The following is a 19,165-nucleotide window of genomic DNA, read 5'->3' as shown; positions in this document are numbered from 1 at the left end:
CCGGTCTCCTCTCAGCGGGCGTCGATCACGGGGTTGGCGAGTGTGCCGATCCGCTCGATGGTGGCCTCGACCAGGTCGCCGGGCTGCAGGAACTGCGGCGGGACCATTCCGGCGCCCACCCCCGAGGGGGAGCCGGTGGCGATCACGTCCCCGGCCTCCAGGGTCATGCCGGCCGAGATGTCGGCGATCAGCCGGGCGATGCCGAACAGCATGTGCCGGGTGTTGGAGTTCTGCCGCAGCTCGCCGTTGACCCGCAGCGAGAGGTCGAGCCGCTGCGGATCGGGGATCTCGTCGGCGGTGACCACGACCGGGCCGAACGGCGCGTAGCTGTCCTGGCCCTTGGAGAAGAACCACTGGCCGGAGCGGCGCTGGTCGCGGGCGCTGATGTCGTTGACGATGCTGTAGCCGAACACGTGCCGCAGGGCGTCCTGTTCGCTCACCCGGTGGGCGGGTTCGCCGATCACCACGGCGAGTTCGCACTCCCAGTCGAGCTGCTTGGTGAGGTCGGCGTTGTGCAGGATCGGCTGACCGGGGCCGGTGACGGCGGTGGTCGGCTTGCCGAACAGCACCGGGCGGTCCGGGAGTTCGCGCTCGGTGTCCAGGCTGCGGTGCGACTCGTCCACGTGCTCCAGGTAGTTGAGGCCGACGCCGACCACCTTGCCGGGGCGCAGCGGGGCGCGCAGCGACACCTCGGCGAGCGGGCGGGTGTCCGGCGCCCCGCCGAGCAGTTCCCGGGCGGTGGCCAGGGCGGGCTCCCCGGCCCGGATCAACTCCAGCAGGCTGCCGGGGAGTCGGACTCCGGCGGCGGAGGCGAGGGCGGTCAGGTCGGCGACCCGGTCGGCGCCGATCCGGGCGCCCAGCCGGGGGCTGTCGTCGCCGTCGGCGCAGTAGGTGAGCAGGTGCATCTCTCTGGACTCCTGTTACGGGGTGGTGGGCTGGTGCCCGTGGTGGTCCGGGTAGGACTCCTCGCGGTAGAGGCCGAGCGAGTGCATCACCGGGAAGTCGTTGAAGGAGAACAGACAGGCGTCCTCGCCCTGGTCGAGGTTCGCGTGCTCGTGCCAGGCCCAGGAGGGGACGACGAAGATGTCGCCCTGCTGCCACTCGAAGCGCTGCCCGGCGATCACCGAGACCCCGCGCCCCTTGGCCGCCGTGTAGACCACCGAGCCGGTGTGCCGGTGGGCCAGGGTGGCCTGGCCGGGGCGCAGCAGCTGCAGGTGGGCGGCCATGGTGGGCATCACCGGGCCGCCGGTGACCGGGTTGGTGTACTCCATGATCACGCCGTCGTACGGGGATCCCTCGGTGGCGCGGGCGAGTCGGCACAGCGCGTGGTAGCTGGGCTCCCAGGGCCAGCCGAGCAGCGGCGAGTACGGGCGGGTCCACTTCTCGACGCCGTACGGGAGCAGGTTGCCGCCGTAGCTGAGCAGCGAGGAGTTCGCCACCGTTCCGGGCCGCTGGTGGAGCTCGGGGTGGACCTCGTAGAAGTTGGCGTCGAGGGTGTTGACCAGCGGGATGTCCAGGCCGTCCTGCCAGATCACCGGGTTGTCCTCGGCCTCGTTGCCGTGCTCGTGCCAGGTGTTGTTGGGGGTGATCGCGAAGTCGCGCGGGCCGACCTTGAGCTTCTGCCCGTCCACGACCGTCCAGGCGCCGGTGCCCTCGTGGACGAAGCGCAGCGCGGAGGCCTGGTGGCGGTGGGCGGTCATCGCCTCGCCGGGGCCCATGATCTGCAGGCCGGTGTACAACAGGCCGACGGCGGCGCTGAGTTCGCGGCGGCCGGGGTTGACCAGCATCACCACCCGGCGGCCGGCGTCGTCGGCCTTCACCAGCGGGAGGGCCTTGCGGACCAGCGGGCGCAGGTCGGCGTAGCGCCACAGCACCGGGACGGACTTCGGCTGCGGGTACCAGGGCTCGATCTCGTTCGCCACCGTCCACAGCGCGCCGGCCTCGTGCTTGGCCAACTCCCCGTAGTAGGCGAGTAGTTCGGGGCTGTCGTGGACGCGGGCCCGGCCGATCCGGTCGTCGTCGTAGCCGTTCTCGCTGGTCATGCCTCCTCCTCCGGGAGCACCAGGGGCCGCAGCGGACGGTTGTCCACGTGCAGCCGGAAGACGTCGAAGCGGTTGTAGTGGCCGACGATGTCGTGCATCTGCTTGGGCTGGATGCACCGGCCGAGGTCGATCTCGGCGTAGACGATGCCCTCCTCGTCCACCAGCGGTTCGGTGACCGCCCGGCCGTCCGGGCCGAAGATCCCGGACAGCGCGTTGCGCGGGCGGGCGAGCTGCTTGCGGACCTGCTGGTCCTCGCCGGCGATCAGGTCCACCATCTCCGGTGAGATGGTGGAGCAGGAGACCACGGTGAACAGCTTGCCCTCGAAGCAGTGGGCCGCGGCGCGCAGCGCGATCGCCTCCGCCATGTCGTAGTCCTCGGGGGCCACCGGCAGGGCGATGTAGCTCGCGGCGTGGACGAGTTCGCCCTGCGCCAGCAGGGTGAAGCGGGCCAGGGTGTTGGTGTTCTCCCCGCAGGCGAGCGCGCCGAGCGGTCCGACGGCCGTGCGGTGCACCCGCAGCGAGCTGCCGTCGCCCTGGGTCCAGGTCAGCTTCTCCGCCCAGGTCGGCACCAACTTGCGGTGAACGCCTAGGAGTTCCCCGTCAGAGCCGATGATCAGCAGGGTGTTGTGGAGCACCCCGAGGCTGTGCCGGCCGCGCTCGTTGACGCCGATCACCAGCACCACCCCGGCCTGCCGGGCGGCGGCGCGCAGGGTGTCGACGTACGGGCCGGGGACGTCCACGGCGGCGCGGTACAGCCGCTCGTACCAGGGCGAGCCCTGCACCGGGGTCATCGTCCAGTTCCAGTAGGGGTAGCCGGGCACGAACACCTCGGGGAAGACCACCAGTTCGGCGCCGTGCCCGGCCGCCTCCTGGATCAGCGCGACGGCCTTGTCCACGGTGGCGGCCGGGTCCAGGTAGACCGGGGCGGCCTGCACGGCGGCGGCGGTGAAGCGGGGCAGGTCCGGCATCGTCACTCCTTCGGCGCGGTGGTCGGCCGCCAGCGGCGGTGGACGGGCGGGGCGGGCTCGCGCAGCAGTCGCAGGCGCGGGGCGACCCGGTCGGCGCCGGGGCCCGGCGGCTTGCGGCGGCCGGCCAGCCAGGGTTCGGGCCAGCGGGCGCCCGGGCCGGTGTAGTCCTGGTCGGCCGCGGCGTGCAGGGTCCAGAACGGGTCGTGCAGCTGGGCCCGGCCGATCGCGACCAGGTCGGCGCGGCCGGCCAACAGGACGGAGTTGGCGTCGTCGTGGCCGGAGATCGCGCCGACCGCGATGGTCGGCAGGCCGGTGGAGGCGCGGATCAGCTCGGCGAAGGGCGTCTGGTAGCCGCGCCCGTACGGCGGCCGCTGGTGCGCCACCACCTCGCCGGTGGAGACGTCCACCGCGTCCGCCCCGGCCTCGGCGAGGGCTTGGCAGATCGCCACCGCCGCGGTCTCGGTGGTGCCGCCGGGCGCCCAGTCGGCGGCCGAGATCCGGACCACCAGCGGCCGCCCGGCGGGCCAGACGGCGCGCACGGCGGCCAGCACCTCCAGCGGGAACAGCAGTCGGCGGGCGAGCGGGCCACCGTAATGGTCGGTGCGGCGGTTGGTGAGCGGGGACAGGAAGGAGGAGATCAGGTGTCCGTGGCCGAACTGCAGCTCCAGCACGTCGAACCCGGCGCGGGCGGCGCGTTCGGCGGAGGCGGCGAAGTCGGCGGCGACGGCCGCCAGTTGGACTTCGTTGGCTTCGCGCGGGGTCGGGCTGCCGGGGCCCCAGGGCAGCGGTGAGGGGGCGAGCAGCGGCCAGCCCTCGGCGAGCGGGCGGCCGATGCCGTCCGGTCCGGGCGCGGCCGTGGCGCCCCGGCGGCCGGCGTGGGTGAGCTGGATGCCGACCGGGGTGTCGCTCACCGCTCGCACCGCGTCCAGGAGTTCCTTCCAGGCGGCTTCCTGGTGGTCGCTCCACAGTCCGGGGCAGTGGTCGGTGGCCCGGCCCTCGGGGCCGACGGCGGTCATCCCGGCGATCACCAGCCCGGCGCCGCCGAGCGCGTGGGCGGTCAGCTGGGCCCGGTCGAAGGCGCTGGGCAGCGCGTCGGGGGAGGTGAAGGTGGCGAGCGGCGGGACGACGATCCGGTTGCGCAGCTCCAGCGCGCCCAGCTTCAGCGGCCGGAACATCGGCGGCACGCCGGGCGAGCCGCCGACGGCGGTGTCCACGGCGGCCGTGAACTTCGGGTCGCGGGCGCGCAGATTGCCGTAGGTGACCCGGCGGCTGCGGGTGAGCAGGTTGAAGGCGAACTGGTCGATGCCCAGGCCGGTACGGCGGTCGACCGTCTCGAACCACTCCAGGCTGGCCTGCGCGGCCCGCTGGGTGGACTCCACCACCGGCCGCCGCTCGGCCTCGTAGGCGGCCAACGCCGAATCCAGGGTGGGCTGTTCGCTCAGCGCGGCGGCCAGGGCGAGGGCGTCCTCCAGAGCCAGCTTGGTGCCCGAACCGATCGAGAAGTGCGCGGAGTGCGCGGCGTCGCCCAGCAGGACGATGTTGCGGTGGCGCCAACTGGCGTTGCGCACCGTGGTGAAGCGGATCCAGCGGGAGGCGTTGGGGATCAGCCGGTGGCCGTCCAGGTGCCCGGCGAGCAGCTCCGCGCAGCGCCGCACGCTCGCGGTGTCGCTCTCGCCGCGCGCCAACTCCTCCGCGGCGAGGGCCTCGAAGCCCGCCCGGCGCCAGGCGTCGGCGGCGATCTCGACGATGAAGGTCGACCGGGTGGCGCTGTACGGGTAGGCGTGCACCTGCAGGGCGCCGAAGTCGAACTCCTCGACGATGAAGGTGAAGGCCTCGAAGACCCGGTCGGTGGCCAGCCAGATGTAGCGGCAGTGCCGTTCGTCCAGCTCGGTGCGGAAGGTCTCCGGGTGGGCCGCCCGGGTGGCCGAGTTGATGCCGTCGGCGGCGACCACCAGATCGTACTCGGCGGCGAGCCGGTCGACCGGCGGGGCCGGCGTGCGGTAGCGCACGTCCACCGCCAGTTCGGCGCAGCGCTGTTGCAGGATGGCGCGCAGGCGGTTGCGGTCCAGGGCGGCGAAGCCGTGGCCTCCGCTGGTGCGGACCTGGCCGGCGTAGCGGACGTCGATGTCGCTCCAGCGGGCGAACTCGGCGCTCATCGCGGCGAAGACCTGCGGGTCGGCCTGGGCGATGCCGTCCAGGGTCTCGTCGGAGAAGACCACACCGAAGCCGAACTCGTCCTCCCGGGCGTCGCGTTCGTACACGGTGATGTCCCGCTCGGGGGCCAACTGCTTGGCCAGGGCGGCGAAGTAGAGCCCGCCGGGGCCGGCGCCGATCACCGCGATCCGCTGCGGGCCGGCGGTCGAGCGCGGGGCCGGTGTGGTCATGCGACCACCTCCGGCTGCTGCGGACCGGCCTCCGCGAGCGCCCGGCGGGCCGGTGCCGGCCAGGGCTCGGTGCCCTTGGCCCGCGGGGCGGCGTGCACCACCGACATCCGGCCGCTGGCGGCCAGACCCGTCGGGCCGTGCACCTCGAAGGCGTAGTGCAGCGAGGAGCCGCCGACCCGGACCACCCGCAGCTCGGTGCGGACCACGTCCCCGAACCAGAGCCGCTCCCGGTAGTCCGCCTCGAAGTGCACCCGGGGGATCCGCCCGAACAGCTCGGCCAGCCCGAGCCGGCGCAGCAACGCCGCCTCGGCGGCCTCGGCCCAGCGCTGCACGGCGGAGAAGTGGTAGTGCCCGGCGGCGTCGGTGTCCGACCACTCGACCCGACGCTCGATGGTGATGGCGGCCGGGAGCGGGTGCTGCTCCGCGTCCTGTCGCTCGTTCGGTTCCACGTCCGGTGTCCTCAGGTCCGGTGTCTTCACGTTCGGTGTCTCCACGTCCTGCTTCGCCGCGGCCCTTCTGCGCAGTTCGGCGCGGAGCAGCTTGCCGGTCGCGGTGCGCGGCAGCTCGCCGACGAACTCGACGGCGCGCGGGTACTTGTACGGGGCGATGGTGCGCTTGACGTGCTCCTGGAGCTCCTTGACGGTCTCCGCGCCGGCCGAAGTGCCCTTGCGCAGCACCACGTACGCCTTGACCACCGTGCCGCGCCGCTCGTCCGGCGCGGCCACCACGGCGCAGTCGGCGACGGCCGGGTGGGCGGCGAGCGCCTGTTCCACCTCGGGGCCGGCGATGTTGTAGCCGGCCGAGACGATCATGTCGTCGTTGCGGGCCTGGTACCAGAAGTAGCCGTCCCGGTCGCGGAGGTAGGTGTCGCCGGTGAGGTTCCAGCCGTTGCGGACGTAGTCGCGCTGACGCTCGTCGTCCAGGTAGCGGCAGCCGGTCGGGCCCTTGACCGCGAGCAGCCCGGGTTCGCCGTCCGGCACCGGGTTGCCGTGCCCGTCGAGTATCGCCGCCCGGTAGCCGGGGACGGGGCGGCCGGTGGAGCCGGGGCGGATGTCGGCGTCGGCGGCCGAGATGAACACGTGCAGCAGCTCGGTGGCGCCGATGCCGTCGATCAGCCGCCGGCCGGTGGCGGCGTGGAAGGCCTCCCAGACGGCGGCGGGCAGCGGCTCGCCGGCCGACACGCAGCGCCGGACTCCCTGCAGCCGGTCGGCCAGCCCGGCGGCCAGGATCGCCCGGTAGGCGGTCGGCGCGGTGAACAGCACGCTCACGCCGTGGCGCCGGACCTGCTCGGCGAGCTGCTCGGGCGTGGCCTGCTCCAGCAGCAGGCTGGCGGCGCCGGCCCGCAGTGGGAAGACCAGCAGGCCGCCCAGGCCGAAGGTGAAGCCGAGCGGCGGGGTGCCGGTGAAGAGGTCGTCGGGGGTGGGATGGAGCAGGTGGCGGGAGAAGGTGTCGGCGTTGGCCAGCACGTCGCGGTGGAAGTGCAGGGTGGCCTTGGGGCGGCCGGTGGTGCCGGAGGTGAAGGCGATCAGTGCGACGTCGTCGGCGGCGGTCGGCACCGCGGTGAAGCCGGGGCGCTGGGCGGCGCAGCGGGCGGTGAGGTCCTCCGGGCCGGGGCCGCCGAAGGGGAGTATCCGCAGGTCGGGGGCGTGTGCCAGGTCGAGCTCGGCGAGGAAGCGGTGGTCGCACAGGGCGAGGGTGGGGCGGGCGATCCGGACGAGCTCGGTGAGCTCGGCCGCGCGCAGCAGCGGCATCGTGGTGACCACCACCCCGCCGGCCTTCAGCACGCCCAGCCAACAGGCGGCCAGCCAGGGGGTGTTGGGGCCGCGCAGCAGGACGCGGTTGCCGGTGGTCAGGCCCAGCTCCTCGGTGAGCAGACGGGCGATCCGGTCGGCGTGGTCGCGCAGTTCGCCGTAGCTCCACCGGTCGGTGGGGGTGAGCAGGCAACGGCGGTCGGGTCCGAAGCGGGCGATGGTGTCGTCGAGCAGGGCGGCCGCGCAGTTCAGGCGGTCGGGGTAGCCCAACTCCGGTAGTTCGAAGAGGAGTTCGGGCCACTGGTCGATGGGTGGGAGGTGGTCTCGACAGAACGTGTCCACATGTGCTGAAGGGGAGAGCTCCATGGGCGGGCACCTCATCGTGCGGGCGGGAGTGAAGCCAGTATGGCGCGCTCGTGACGCCAGTCAATAGAGCGATACATGCTTTCGGGCGACGGGGGCCTGTGGTGCGCCTGGGGCGTGCGGTGCGCCGGGGCGAACGGGTACGCCCCGCGGCCCGGTGGGGCCTGCGGGGCGATCGCGGGGGGCTTGGGGGTGCTGGAGGGTGTGCTCAGGCCGCGGTGCCGTGGAAGACGGCGTCCGGGGTGCAGCCGGCCGCGGCCTGCTGGGCGCGCTCGGTGAGCAGCCGGGCGAACGGGGTGAGGCCGGGCAGCGCGATCGCGGCGCCCGGCCCCTCGTAGTGCACGGACAGCAGCGTCGAGCCGACCCGGACCACCAGCTCCGCCGTCGACGCGCCGCGGGTGCGGGCGGCGCTCTGGTCGCCGATCGGCGGGATGGTCGCCGCGGTCGCGTCGCCCCGGGCATCGACCAGGTCGAGCCTGGTGCCGAAGGCGCGGCCGGCCGCCTCGGGGGAGGCGAAGGTGGCCACGGTGAACTGCGCGGACGGGACCGCAGTGGCGCTGAACGTCACGGTGGCGTAAGCGAGTTGCTGGTCACAGGCGTCCGGGAGCAGGCACGGCGCGTCCGGCCCGCTGCCGGTCCCGGACCGCGGCCCGCTCGCCACCTGCCAGCCGTCCGGCATCGCCGCCGCGTCCGGCAGCACGCCCTGCACCTGCGCGGGGTCGCGGATGGTCCGCGCGGCGTGGGCGAAGTCGGGCCCGTTGGGGTGCAGCAGCGGGCGCGAGCCGAGGTGGATGCCGAGCGCGACCAGCGCGGTGATCAGGACCAGGGCCAGGGTGACGATGACGGCGGTGTTGCTGCGCCGGGCGGCCAGGCCCCGGGCGCCGGTGGCGGCCTCGTCGAGCCGGAGCTGGACGGTGGACGACTCCTTGGGATCGACCCGCAGTTGGACGGTGGACGGTTTCCCGGGATCGACCCGCAGCTGGACGGTCGTCGGGTCGGTCGGTCCGCCGAGCTCGGTGGTGGTCAGGTACTGGGCGAACCCCCGGTCGATGGCCAGCAGTTGGGTGACGGCGGCGGTCAGTTCGGCCCGCGCCCGCGGATCGTCCGGGCCCGCCTCGATGGCCGCCACGGCCCGCGCCCCCTCCGGCATCAGCCGCAGCCGGGCCCGTACCGCCTCGGCCACCGCGTGCCCGGCCCCGCCGGCCGCGCCCCGCGCCAGCCGTACCAGCGCGCCCACCACGCCTGGTACCAGCTGTCGGCCGTCCCCCATGGCAACTCCCCCTGCCGTACGAGTCGTTGCCATCAGGCTCCCGGACCGGCGGCCGGGACGCACCCCGGCCGGACCGAACGGAGACGCAACTGCAACCGGGTGCGGACACGGCGGACACCAGGTGCCCCATGGGCTCCTCCCCTCACGAGGAGGCCAGCTCCACCATGACCGCCTGCGGCAGGGCCGGGTTGGCCGCAGCCGCCTGAGCGGTGCGGGAGTCCGGGGAGGCGAGGCAGGTGGCGAGGGCGGCGGGGGAGGAGTTCGGGTGGGCGGCGACGGCGCGCAGGGCCTTGACGGGCACGGTCGGGGTGGCCGCGATGCGGTCGAGCAGCGCGCCGGGGGTGCCCGGGTTCGCGGCCACGGCGGCGGCCACCGTCGTCCCGAACCTGTCCAGCGCGGCGGTGAGTTGGGCGGTGCTGAGGTCCGGGTCCGGGGCCACCGACTTGACCACCTTGGCGACCGGGTCGGCGGCCAGCTGGTCACGGAGGGCCGACGGCAGGTCGCGGCGCGCGGCGACGAGCGCGCGGACCCGGGGCTCCGGCGAGGCCGCGAGCTCGGCGAGTTCGGTGGGATCGGCGCCGGCGATCCGGGGGAGCAGGATCGGGCCGATCTTGACGGTCGTGGCGAGTCGGGCGAGTACGTCGAGCGGGACGGCCGGGTGCTGGGCGAGCGAACGCCGTACGTCGTGGCCGTCGTCCTCGGCCAGGTGGCGGATCAGCCGTTCGTCGATCCCCGGGTTCTGGGCGAGGTTGGACCGGACCCAGGGGATCTCGTCCCGGGTGAGCCGCTGGTACGTCTCGGCGGGCAGCCCGGGATGGGCGGCGAGCGCCTGTCGGATCATGGCGTGGTCGGCCACCAGCCGGGCGGCGGCCGCCCCCGGAGTGGTGGGATTGCCCGCCGCCTGCTCGCGGACCAGCACCTCCGGATCGTCCAGCAGGGCCGTCAGTGACTCCGCGGGCATGGCCTCGTTCGCCGCGGCCCAGCGCCGCACCATCGCCGACGGGTGCGCGGCGAGGCGCACCAAGAGGTCCAACCATGTGGTGTTGACGGCGAGTTCGGCCACCACGTCGTCGGACTCGTCGGCGGCGAGGAGCTCGGCGACCTCGTCCGGCAGCTCCGGGCAGGTGGCGAGCCGCTGCCGGACGTACGGGTCCGGAACCAGCGCCAGCAGGCGCGCCCAGCCCGGCTCTCCGCGCCCCTGCTCCACCAGGGCGACCGCCACCGTCGGTCGGGCGAGCGGATCGACGTCCCCGCTGGTCAGCCGGCCGTCGGCGACGAGCAGGAGGGCGGCGAACTCGGACCGTTCGGCCAGCTGTCGGACCTGGTCCGGGGCGAGGTCCACCCGGTCCGCGAGCGCGCCCGCCAGCTCCTCGTCGGCATCGGCGATCAGCCGTCCGAGCAGTTCGGGCGGCAGGGCGGGATTGCGGGCGACGGCGTGCAACAGCGACGGCATCCGCGCATTGTGCCCGCGGCCCGGCCGGGCCCGCCGCCGAATTTCCGCGACGGACCCCGAGCGCGGGTCCGCCGGCGCCTCGAGCCGGCTCGGCGCACGGGTGTCGACATGTAGACCGCGCGCCGCCCGGCGGCGAGGCGGAACGCGTGCCGCCCGGCGGCGTCCGGGACCGCGCGTCGCGGGCCTCGGTTCCGGACGTGAGGACGAATTCCCCGCCTTGATCCGAACGACCGTGCGGGTCCGGGCGGTTCAATGCCGTCGATCGGGCCGCCGGGGTCAATCCCCGGTGTGAACCTGCCGATAACGGCATTGACGTCACGACGCCGTTCGGAGGAGCCAGCATGCCCGAACTGTGGCTGCCCGGTGCCGAGATCCACGACCTCGGTGACCACGCACCGACCGACCACCAGTACCCGCCGAAGGCCATCGCCCACATCACCTGGGACCGCAACGCCACCGCCGCCGCACCGCAGGACTGGTGCTCCTACGAGGACCTGGTCGGGTACTTCACCGGCGCCGGTGCCGGTGACGCCCCGCACCTGGTCTGGGACCCGTTCAGCGGGCGCGCCGCCCAGCTGTTCCCCGCCGACTCCCGCTCGAAGAGCCTGCTCAGCCCCGCCCAGAGCCCGACCCGCACCAACCGGGCGGGGCGGGTGGTGATCCAGATCGAGGCGGTCTTCTTCCCGTACTGCCGCCACCAGGGCACGGTCTACCCGCGGCTGGTCGACACCCCGTGCGCGGGCTGGCAGCGGATCCACGCCTGGGTCTCCTCCTGGGGCGTGCCCGACGCCTGGCCGATGGGGCGGCCGACCGACTTCTCCGACCACCGCGACGAGCACGTCTGGGAGACCCGCGGCGGCTGGTACGCGCACGCCCACGTGCCGTTCAACGACCACGTCGACCCCGGCTCCTGGCCCGACTTCAGGGGCGGCTCCGGCACCCCGTCCGACCCGCCCCCGTCCGGGGGGTCCGTCCCGGCCCGGTACCAGGTCACCATCAACGGCCTGGCGTACGGGTACGGCGCCCAGGGCTACCAGGTGACCGCCGTCGGTCGGGCGCTGGTCGCGGCCGGCTTCGGTGCCCATTACCACTCCGGGCCCGGCCCGACCTGGACGGACGCGGACACCGAGAACTACGCCGACTACCAGGCGAGCCTGGGCTACTCCGGGCCGGCGGCGGACGGCGTACCGGGCGAGGACTCGCTGCTGCGGCTGCTCGGCTACCTGCCCGGGCCGCGCACGGTCTCGCTCGCCCACGTCGTCGCGGCGGCGCGCAGCGACCCGGGGGCGGAGCAGGGGCACCGGACGTACGGGGCCGAGGTGGCGATCGTCGAACAGGCGCTGGCGGACGAGGGGTTGCTCGAACAGCGCTGGGTGGACGGCTCGTACGGCAGTCTCACGGTCGCGGCGTACGCGGGCTGGCAGCGGCGGTGCGGGTACACGGCGGGGGCCGCGGACGGCATCCCCGGTCGGGACTCGCTGCAGCGGCTGGGTGCGGCGCAGGGCTTCGCGGTGACGGACTGAGCCGGGCGGGGCGTTGGTCCACTTCCGGGGGAGTCCGCCGGTGGCGGTGAGCGGCGGGCGCGTACTCGCCGGGGAGTAGCTGAGGTTACTTCCGCTGTCAGATGCCCGGTGAGGGGCGGGCGGGGGAGTCTGGGCGCATCGTCGTGGCCCCGACTCGAAGGAGGCACCCGTGCGTCCGGTCCGTCCGGCCCCTGAGCGGGGTGGCGCTGGGCCCGGCGCGCCCTGGGGCCCGTTCCGGTACTACTGGGTGAGCACCAAGTTCTGGTTGACGCTCGGCGCGATGGCGGCCTCGGTCTTCGCCCTCACCGCTCGGCTGCACGACGCGGTCCGCGTGGCGGACGCGCACCCGACCGGTCCGATCCCGGTGTCGGAGCTCGGATTCGTCCGGTACGACACGGTGATCGTCCCGGCGGTCGCGTTCTCGCTCTACCCGTTCAACGTCATCCTGTCGGAGTACCAGCCCTGGGGGCGCCGCAACGCCGCGGGAGAGCGCCCGGGGCGAATACCCGGGGCCCGGTGACCGATGACGGCGCGCCCGGTCCGGTCCGGGCCCGGGAATGCCCGCGCGGCAGAGGGGTGTTGTCCACCCACGTGATCAGCGCGACGCCCACGGCCAGGCTCTCCGTCCTCGACCGCTCCCGGACCAGACAGGGCGAGGAGCCGGCGCAGGCGCTTCGGAACACGGTGGCCTTCGCCCGGGAGGTCGAGCGGCTGGGCTACCACCGCTTCTGGGTCTCCGAGCACCACGGCGTGCCCGGGGTGGCCGGATCGGCGCCGACGGTGCTCGCCGCGGCGGTCGCGGCGACCACCACCCGGATCCGGGTCGGTACCGGCGGGGTGATGCTGCCCAACCACCGGCCCATGGTGGTGGCCGAGCAGTTCGGGGTGCTGGCGTCGCTGTTCCCGGGCCGGATCGACATGGGCCTGGGCCGCTCGGTGGGCTTCACCGACGGCGTCCGGCGGGCGCTCGGGCGGGAGAAGGACGCCGCGGACGACTTCGCCGGCCAGCTGGCCGAGTTGCTCGGCTACTTCGACGGCTCGCAGCAGGTGCACCGCGACGTCCACGCCCGGCCGGCCGAGGGCCTGCAGGTGCCGGTCTTCGTCCTGGCCACCGGCGCCGGCGCCGACCTGGCCGCCGAAGCCGGACTGCCGCTGGTCATCGCCGCCGCGCGCGGAGAGGGGCGGATGCTCAGGGCGATCGAGGAGTACCGCAGCCGCTTCCGTCCCTCCGCGCAGGCCGCCGAGCCGTACGTGGTGGTCTCCGGCACGGTCGCGGTGGCCGAGACCGAGGAACTGGCGCGCGAGCTGCTCGTCCCGGAGGCCTGGGCCGGCGCCTACTCCCGCACCCACGGGGAGTTCCCGCCGCTGGCGCCGCCCGCCGGGATCCGGGCACGGGCGATGAGCGGGCGCGAGCGGGCCGCGTTCGAGCAGTCGCTCAAGGGCCACATCGCGGGCACTCCGGAGCAGGCCGCCGCCGAGTTGGCCGCCCTGGTGGAACGCACCGGCGCGGACGAGTTCCTGGTGGCGACCAGCACCTACGATCGCACCGCGCTGCTCGACTCCTACCGGCTGCTCGCCGAGGCGGTCGGCCAGGTCTGAGCCGGTCTCCCCGATTTCTGACTTGGTGTGATGACCTGCTATTGTTCTGCACGTCGAGAGGAAATGATCTTCCGAAGCGAGGATCTCTCGAACGTGCGTCAGCGGTGCTACCAGAGCACGTCCCACTTTCAGTGGGAAGAGTCCGTGCGACCCGGGCCTGGCGCTCCACCCGAAGGGGCCCGTTCCATCCAATGGAACGGGCCCCTTCGTCATGTCCGCCCGCCGTCATGTCCGCCCGTCGGGCCGTCGACGAACATGCCCTCTTATCGCACTTTCGGCCTCGAAACTCCCGGCTGCAATCCGGTATCGGCCAAGGTCCCGTACCAGGTGATCGCTGGGCGACTCTCCGTGACGGGCGCCACGCCAGCGGCTTTGCCTCCTGGGCAGGACTGACCCACCCTCATACCTTGGCCGGAATTCGCCGCAGTTGGTGTGAATATGCCACTGGAATGTTCGTCATACGGAATCCGGCAGTAGCCTTCCGTGTCGAACCTGCCACTGCTGGTGGCGACCCGGCCGGAGCCGCGCTGCGCCCGGCCACTCAGACCCCTCGAAGGAGCCGGCGTGCCGGGTATCGACGAATGCCTCTCCGGAGCGATGGCGATCGCCGGAGCCCGGTCGGCGAGCCTGGTCGACTGGAGCAGCGGACTCGCCCTCGGCAGCCTCGGCGACAGCCCGGTCGGTGAGCACGAGACCGCGGCCGCCGAGGCAACCGACCTGGTGCGCGCGGCCGTTGAGAGCCAGACCTTCACCGTTGCGGAGGACCGGCACGCGCCGCTGGAGGACATCATCGTCACCGCCGGCCGCAGTTACCACCTGATCCGCTTCATCGACACCGCCTTCGACAGCCGGCTCGTCCTGCACCTCTGGCTCGACCGCGAGTCGGGAAACCTGGCCGTCGCCCGCTTCCGCCTCCAGGCCCTCGCCGAGGAACTGGTGCTGGGGTGAGCGCCGCGCCCGCCCCGACCACCGCACACCGGCCGGCCGACCGCGTGACCGCCGCTCGTCACACCTCCCGGAACGCTGCGCAGGGCCTCCCTCGGGCGACGCCGCGCCGTACCCACCGGCGGTGGCCCGCGTGACCGCCGCCGCCCGCCTGGTCGAACCGGCCCCCCGGGCCCCCCGGGCCGAGTCCACCGCACCGAGGAGCCCCGGCGAGGCCGTCGCCCTGCTCGCCGCCCGCCGCGCCACCGGTGCCCTGCACGGCCCGCTCGGCCTCCTGTACCTGGTCGACGGCCAGGTGGCCGCCGCCGAGTCCCCACGCGCGCCCGGCCTCGCCGACCTGCTCACCGGCTGCGGCCGGATCACCCCCGAAGGCTGGGCCGAACTCCTGCACCGCCACGGCCCGCAGGGGCGAGTCGGCGAGGTACTGGTCGAACGCCGGCTGCTCACCCGCGGCGAACTCGAACTCGGCCACCTGGGAACGCTGTTCGACGCCGCCTACTTCGTCCTCGCCGACCGGTCCGGCGGCACCTGGCGGTTCGAGTCCGACGCCCGGCACTGGCTCGGCACGGTGGCGCTGGTCGACCCGGCGCGGCTGGGCCGCGAGGTCGAGCGCCGACGCCGACTCCTCGACGGGATCTGGCCCTGGCCGCAGCTCGACACCGCACCCGTCCGTCCGGTCGAGCGCAGCCGGTGCCCCTCGCGCCGCCCGCCCGGCCGCCGCAGCCGTGACCTGCTCGACCACGCCGACGGCCGAAGAACCCCGGCGGACCTGGCCCGGCTGCTCGGCCGCTCCGGCTTCGGCGTGACGGCGGACGTCCGCCGCCTGGCCGCCGCCGGGCTGCTCGACGCCCCGCGGCACGCGGCTCCGACCGGCACATCCCCGGCCGCGGCCCCCGCGCTGCCGCCCGTACCGCCCGCGCCGCCGACCACCATGCCCGCACCGCCGGCCGCGATGCCCGCCCGACCAGCGACGACGCCCGGACGACCGACGACGGCGCCCACGCCGCCGGCCGCCGTACCCGCGCGGCCCGGCGGTGGCCTGCACCGCAGGGTCCCCGGCGCCACCCTCCGCAGCGCTCCGGCCACCGGCCCCGCGGCCACCGGGCCCGCAGCCCCCGCGCCCACCCGCTCCGACCGACCGCCCGCCACGGCAGCGGCCCACCCGCTGACCGTCCCCGACCCGGACATCGCGCTGCTGACCCGGGTCCGAGACCTTCTGGAGGCCCGACTTTGAACCACCCTCCGCCCGCGACCCCGCCGTACCGGCCATGAGGCGGGCGCTCAAGCAGCGTGTCGGAAGGAGACAACTGATCGCCTTGGAGACCGAGCTGCTCGCCGAGCTCCGCGCCGTCAAACGCCGCGTCCCGCACCTCGCGGGCGGCCTGGTGGCCAGCGTGGACGGCCTGCTGGTCGCGCACGACACCCACGGGACCGAACCCTCCGGCCTGGCCGCGATGACGGCCGCCTCGCTCTCGCTCGCCCAGCGGCTCGCCGACACCACCGGCCAGGGCGAGTTCCGCGAGTCGGTGGTGCGCGGCGAGCACGGCTACGTCGCCACCTACGCGGCCGGCGGCAGCTGCGTGCTGACCCTGCTGGCGCACCCGGACGTCAACGTCGGCCGGCTCCACCTGGAGGCCCGCCGCTGCGCCCGGCGCATCGCGGACCTCCTCAACGACGCCCTGGCGCCCAAGGACCCGCGCGACCTGGGCCGACCAGTCCCTTCGACCGTCCCCCCTCGACCGAACACCCCACCATCCAACGGGAGTTGAATACCATGACCGACGCAGCAGGCGCGCTCAAGCAGGCCATGACCAGCATCGAGGGCGCCATCGGCGCCGCCCTGGTGGACTACAACAGCGGCATGGCGCTCGCCACCCTCGACGGCCCCGGCGGCCTGGACCTCAACGTGGCCGCGGCCGGGAACACCGACGTGGTGCGCGCCAAGATGCGGACCATGGACATGCTCGGCCTGCAGGACGGCATCGAGGACATCCTGATCACGCTGACCAGCCAGTACCACCTGATCCGCCCGCTCACCGGCCGCACCGGCAAGGGCCTGTTCCTCTACCTCGCGCTGGACAAGGCACGCGCAAACCTGGCGATGGCCCGCCACCAGCTCACCAGGATCGAGGCCGACCTGGAGGTCTGACCAGCCACCGGCTGACGGACGGGCCCCGGTGGACGAGGCCGACGGACGGGCCCGGCGGCGGCTCACACCCCGCCGGGCTCCGTCCGCTGCGCCTCCCCGCCGGGCTCCTTCCACGGCCCCTCCCACCGGACCTCCCCGCCCGGCAGCCCCGCGCACACCGCCCCCTCGGCGGTCAGCACGCTCCACGGCGCGAGCAGCGCGTGCGGCGGCACGGACAGCACGCCGCCCTCCGCGAAGCCCAGCTCGAGGCCGCCGGCCGGGGTGATCCGAACGCTGCCGACGGTCCGTCCGACCAGCGCCAGCAGGGTGGGGGTCGGCCGGAAGGTCAGCGCCGGGAAGAAGTGCTCGACCTCCTCCGGCGCGGCGAAGGACGGCGCCGCGAAGCGGAACTCGTGCGCCACCCGTACGGTCACCGACCCGTCGAGCCGCAGGTCGAGCCGGACTCCGCCGCTGACCGCCTCGACCCGCCGACCGGCCAGCACCTCTGTGATCGCGTTCTGCATGTTCCCAGTCTTCACCCGCCGGACGGTTCCCAACCGACCGCCCGCCCGCGCACCAGCTCGACCGGCCCGCCGGCCCGCTCGCGGGCGGCCAGCGCGGCGGCCACCCGGTCCCAGGACGGCCCGGACAGCAGCGACCGGGCCTCGGCCGGCTCGCAGAGCCGCCATTCCACCAGCTCCTGCTCCTGCAGCGCGATCGAGCCGAGCAGTCGCTCCGTCACCGTGCCGCCGTCGTACACGTACACCAGGACGGCGGTGTCCCGGCCGGTCGCCGGATCCGCGTCGGGATCGGCCGCCGCACCCGGCTGCCAGTCCAGCGCCAACAGCCGCCCGGGTTCGACCTCCCAGCCGAGTTCCTCGCGGATCTCCCGCCGCGCCGCCGCTCGGGGCGTCTCCCGGTCCGCCTCGATGCCGCCGCCCGGCAGCGTCCAGTACGGCACGTCCTCGTACGGCCCGGACCACGGTCGCAGCCGTACCAACAGCACCCGCCCGTCACCATCCGTGAACAGCGCCCGCGCCTTCGCCCGGATCCGCGGCCGGGTGGCGTAGTAGGTGTCCCGGTCCATCGGCGGCTCCGGCGACCGCACCTCCGCCGCCTCCGACCCGGGCGCGGTTCCCAGGCCCGGCGCCACCTCCAGTCCCGCCCCCACCTCCAGGCCCGCCCCCGCCCCCAGGCCCGGCGCGGCGGCCAGCCCGGTGTACTCGGGCGCCGGCCCGTCGGCGGGCAGCTCCCGCAGGGTGTGTCCGACCGGCCGGCTGTCCTCCAGCTCCAGCGGCCCGGCCGCCCGCGGCGCCCGCATGCACGCCGTCACCCGCCGGGACAGCCGGGGCGGCAAGGCGTGCGCCGCCGCCTCCGTCGTCAGCCACACCCACCCGCCCACCTCCGCCGCATCCGGCCGGATCGCCGCCACCTGCTCCGCCGTCAGTGGCTCGGCCCAGTACAGGTACGCCACGATCGGCGGACGGGTCCGGGACATCGCCCAGTCGACACATGCCAACGGGCCCAGCCGCGGCGTGAACCCCAACTCCTCGGCGATCTCCCGAAGGGCGGTCTGCCGCGGCGAACGGTCGGCCGGCTCCCACCCGCCACCCGGAACCGCCACCGGATGCTTCCGGTCGTACGGCAGCCGCACCACCAACACCCGCCCCTGCGCGTCCGGGAACAGCACTCCGGCCGCCGCCAGGATCCCCCGCCCCGCCCTGCTCGACGTCTCCACCCCGGCTCCTTCCACCACATCGCTCCCCGGGGACGACACCCCCGCAGACCCGATGGTTCCCTCCCGACGCCCGCTCTGATCACCACCAGGGGATGATGCGGCCCGCGTCCCGTTCGAGGGGCACCGCCAACGGGTTCGCGGCACAACGGGCATGACGGATGATCATGACATCGAGAACCCTGCTCGGGCGCACGGCCGTCGGGAACGCGGAGTCAGCCGGTCTGCCCGGTCGGCCGCATGGTGATGTGGTTGATGTCCACGCCCGCGGGCTGGTCGAGGGCGAAGGCGATCGTGTCCGCGATCTGCTCGGCGGTCAACGCCGGCGCGGCCTCGGGAGTGCCGCCGCGCTCGTCCCAGAACGGGGTGTCCACCACGCCGGGGGCGACGACGGTCACGCCGACTCCGTCCTTGCCGACCAGCAGCCGGGTGTTCTCGGCCAGTGCGTGCGCGGCCCACTTGGTGACCGAGTACAGGTTGCCGGGCGTGTTGCGGACCCCGGCGACCGAACCGATGATCACGATCCGGCCCTTGGACTCCCTGAGCCGCGGCAGGGTCTCCCGCACCAGCAGGGCCGGGCCCAGGACGTTGGTGAGGACCATGTCGCGCATGTCCTCCGGGGCGTGGCTCTCCAGGTTGCCGGGCAGCGAGAACCCGGCGTTGGCGATGACGTTGTCCAGTCGGCCCCAGGTGTCCACCACGTGGCGCACGGCGGAGGCGACGTCGGGCGCGTGGCTGGTGTCGCCGGTGATCGTCAGCAGCCGCTCGTCCGCCGCGGCCGAGGCGGCGAAGGCGGCCAGCTTGTCCGCGTCACGCCCGGTGACGGCCACGCGGTGGCCCTGCTTGAGCAGGGCGCGGGCGGTGGCGGCGCCGATTCCGCTCGAGCCACCGGTGATCAGCGTGACGGGTTCCATGGGACGGCCTCCTCAGCGACGTGGTCATCGGGGCTCCGCCAGGCTCCTGGACGGCCCTGGACGCGAACTGGCGCGTGCGGTGGGCCGAAT

General features: G+C 74.3%; 17 protein-coding genes and 1 pseudogene. 7 read left to right on the top strand and 11 right to left on the bottom strand.

Annotated elements, in window-relative coordinates:
* Positions 1 to 11 precede the first annotated feature (11 nt).
* The 8 genes and pseudogenes from O1G21_RS06900 to O1G21_RS06865 all read right to left on the bottom strand — a co-directional run bounded on the left by O1G21_RS06900 (position 12) and on the right by O1G21_RS06865 (position 10,231).
* A complete protein-coding gene (locus O1G21_RS06900) occupies positions 12 to 905 on the bottom strand; it encodes a fumarylacetoacetate hydrolase family protein (protein WP_270141678.1) in 894 nt (297 codons plus the stop codon).
* A 15-nt stretch (positions 906 to 920) separates the two neighbouring features.
* Positions 921 to 2,042 (bottom strand): cupin domain-containing protein, encoded by a 1,122-nt coding sequence (locus O1G21_RS06895; RefSeq protein ID WP_270141677.1) that lies wholly within the window; start codon positions 2,040 to 2,042, stop codon positions 921 to 923.
* Positions 2,039 to 3,010 carry a carbon-nitrogen hydrolase family protein gene (locus O1G21_RS06890; RefSeq protein ID WP_270141675.1) on the bottom strand — a complete coding sequence of 324 codons (972 nt, stop codon included), beginning with the start codon at positions 3,008 to 3,010 and terminating at the stop codon, positions 2,039 to 2,041. The genes O1G21_RS06895 and O1G21_RS06890 overlap by 4 nt, the downstream gene beginning before the upstream one ends.
* A 2-nt stretch (positions 3,011 to 3,012) precedes the next feature.
* Positions 3,013 to 5,394, bottom strand: coding sequence for an oxidoreductase (locus O1G21_RS06885; protein ID WP_270141673.1), 2,382 nt, complete (start codon positions 5,392 to 5,394; stop codon positions 3,013 to 3,015).
* Entirely contained in the window at positions 5,391 to 5,843 is a 453-nt protein-coding gene (locus O1G21_RS06880) for an acyl-CoA thioesterase (RefSeq protein ID WP_270150802.1), read from the bottom strand. Before O1G21_RS06880 ends, O1G21_RS06885 begins: the two co-directional genes overlap by 4 nt.
* A gap of 54 nt (positions 5,844 to 5,897) precedes the next feature.
* Positions 5,898 to 7,511, bottom strand: a pseudogene (locus O1G21_RS06875) (AMP-binding protein); the annotation flags it as partial.
* Between the two features lie 205 nt (positions 7,512 to 7,716).
* Positions 7,717 to 8,778 carry a hypothetical protein gene (locus tag O1G21_RS06870; RefSeq protein WP_270141671.1) on the bottom strand — a complete coding sequence of 354 codons (1,062 nt, stop codon included), beginning with the start codon at positions 8,776 to 8,778 and terminating at the stop codon, positions 7,717 to 7,719.
* A 142-nt stretch (positions 8,779 to 8,920) separates the two neighbouring features.
* On the bottom strand, positions 8,921 to 10,231 hold the full coding sequence (locus tag O1G21_RS06865; protein ID WP_270141669.1) for a hypothetical protein: 1,311 nt from the start codon (positions 10,229 to 10,231) through the stop codon (positions 8,921 to 8,923).
* A 341-nt stretch (positions 10,232 to 10,572) separates the two neighbouring features.
* Between O1G21_RS06865 and O1G21_RS06860 the strand changes: the two genes are divergently transcribed.
* From O1G21_RS06860 to O1G21_RS06830, 7 genes are all read left to right on the top strand, one after another.
* Positions 10,573 to 11,754, top strand: a complete 1,182-nt coding sequence (locus O1G21_RS06860; protein ID WP_270141667.1) for a peptidoglycan-binding protein — start codon at positions 10,573 to 10,575, stop codon at positions 11,752 to 11,754.
* A gap of 247 nt (positions 11,755 to 12,001) precedes the next feature.
* A complete protein-coding gene (locus O1G21_RS06855) occupies positions 12,002 to 12,274 on the top strand; it encodes a hypothetical protein (protein WP_270141665.1) in 273 nt (90 codons plus the stop codon).
* A gap of 59 nt (positions 12,275 to 12,333) precedes the next feature.
* A complete protein-coding gene (locus O1G21_RS06850) occupies positions 12,334 to 13,353 on the top strand; it encodes an LLM class flavin-dependent oxidoreductase (protein WP_405000594.1) in 1,020 nt (339 codons plus the stop codon).
* Positions 13,354 to 13,917: 564 nt separating this feature from the next.
* Positions 13,918 to 14,301, top strand: a complete 384-nt coding sequence (locus tag O1G21_RS06845; protein ID WP_270141663.1) for a hypothetical protein — start codon at positions 13,918 to 13,920, stop codon at positions 14,299 to 14,301.
* 121 nt (positions 14,302 to 14,422) lie between these two features.
* Positions 14,423 to 15,532 (top strand): hypothetical protein, encoded by a 1,110-nt coding sequence (locus O1G21_RS06840; protein ID WP_270141662.1) that lies wholly within the window; start codon positions 14,423 to 14,425, stop codon positions 15,530 to 15,532.
* A gap of 82 nt (positions 15,533 to 15,614) precedes the next feature.
* A complete protein-coding gene (locus tag O1G21_RS06835) occupies positions 15,615 to 16,067 on the top strand; it encodes a roadblock/LC7 domain-containing protein (protein WP_270141661.1) in 453 nt (150 codons plus the stop codon).
* A 5-nt stretch (positions 16,068 to 16,072) separates the two neighbouring features.
* Complete coding sequence (locus O1G21_RS06830) at positions 16,073 to 16,447, top strand: hypothetical protein (RefSeq protein ID WP_196952843.1); 375 nt, start codon at positions 16,073 to 16,075, stop codon at positions 16,445 to 16,447.
* Positions 16,448 to 16,509: 62 nt separating this feature from the next.
* Here O1G21_RS06830 and O1G21_RS06825 read toward each other — a convergent pair whose 3' ends face one another.
* The 3 genes from O1G21_RS06825 to O1G21_RS06815 all read right to left on the bottom strand — a co-directional run bounded on the left by O1G21_RS06825 (position 16,510) and on the right by O1G21_RS06815 (position 19,075).
* Positions 16,510 to 16,950: a DUF6188 family protein gene (locus O1G21_RS06825; RefSeq protein ID WP_270141659.1), complete on the bottom strand. Its 441-nt coding sequence runs from the start codon at positions 16,948 to 16,950 to the stop codon at positions 16,510 to 16,512.
* Positions 16,951 to 16,961: 11 nt separating this feature from the next.
* A complete protein-coding gene (locus tag O1G21_RS06820; protein WP_270141658.1) occupies positions 16,962 to 18,164 on the bottom strand; it encodes an NUDIX hydrolase in 1,203 nt (400 codons plus the stop codon).
* A gap of 212 nt (positions 18,165 to 18,376) precedes the next feature.
* Complete coding sequence (locus O1G21_RS06815) at positions 18,377 to 19,075, bottom strand: SDR family oxidoreductase (RefSeq protein ID WP_270141657.1); 699 nt, start codon at positions 19,073 to 19,075, stop codon at positions 18,377 to 18,379.
* Positions 19,076 to 19,165: the final 90 nt, after the last annotated feature.

Origin of the sequence: Kitasatospora cathayae, assembly GCF_027627435.1 — a bacterium.
In the GTDB taxonomy this organism is placed as follows: domain Bacteria; phylum Actinomycetota; class Actinomycetes; order Streptomycetales; family Streptomycetaceae; genus Kitasatospora; species Kitasatospora cathayae.
This window is presented reverse-complemented; position numbering and strand designations above follow the sequence as displayed.

Excerpts from the sequence above, each read along its gene's own strand:
- O1G21_RS06900 (WP_270141678.1), bottom strand. The coding sequence starts at position 905 with ATGCACCTGCTCACCTACTGCGCCGACGGCGACGACAGCCCCCGGCTG.
- O1G21_RS06895 (WP_270141677.1), bottom strand. The coding sequence starts at position 2,042 with ATGACCAGCGAGAACGGCTACGACGACGACCGGATCGGCCGGGCCCGC.
- O1G21_RS06890 (WP_270141675.1), bottom strand. The coding sequence starts at position 3,010 with ATGCCGGACCTGCCCCGCTTCACCGCCGCCGCCGTGCAGGCCGCCCCG.
- O1G21_RS06885 (WP_270141673.1), bottom strand. The coding sequence starts at position 5,394 with ATGACCACACCGGCCCCGCGCTCGACCGCCGGCCCGCAGCGGATCGCG.
- O1G21_RS06870 (WP_270141671.1), bottom strand. The coding sequence starts at position 8,778 with ATGGGGGACGGCCGACAGCTGGTACCAGGCGTGGTGGGCGCGCTGGTA.
- O1G21_RS06865 (WP_270141669.1), bottom strand. The coding sequence starts at position 10,231 with ATGCCGTCGCTGTTGCACGCCGTCGCCCGCAATCCCGCCCTGCCGCCC.
- O1G21_RS06860 (WP_270141667.1), top strand. The coding sequence starts at position 10,573 with ATGCCCGAACTGTGGCTGCCCGGTGCCGAGATCCACGACCTCGGTGAC.
- O1G21_RS06830 (WP_196952843.1), top strand. The coding sequence starts at position 16,073 with ATGACCGACGCAGCAGGCGCGCTCAAGCAGGCCATGACCAGCATCGAG.
- O1G21_RS06825 (WP_270141659.1), bottom strand. The coding sequence starts at position 16,950 with ATGCAGAACGCGATCACAGAGGTGCTGGCCGGTCGGCGGGTCGAGGCG.
- O1G21_RS06815 (WP_270141657.1), bottom strand. The coding sequence starts at position 19,075 with ATGGAACCCGTCACGCTGATCACCGGTGGCTCGAGCGGAATCGGCGCC.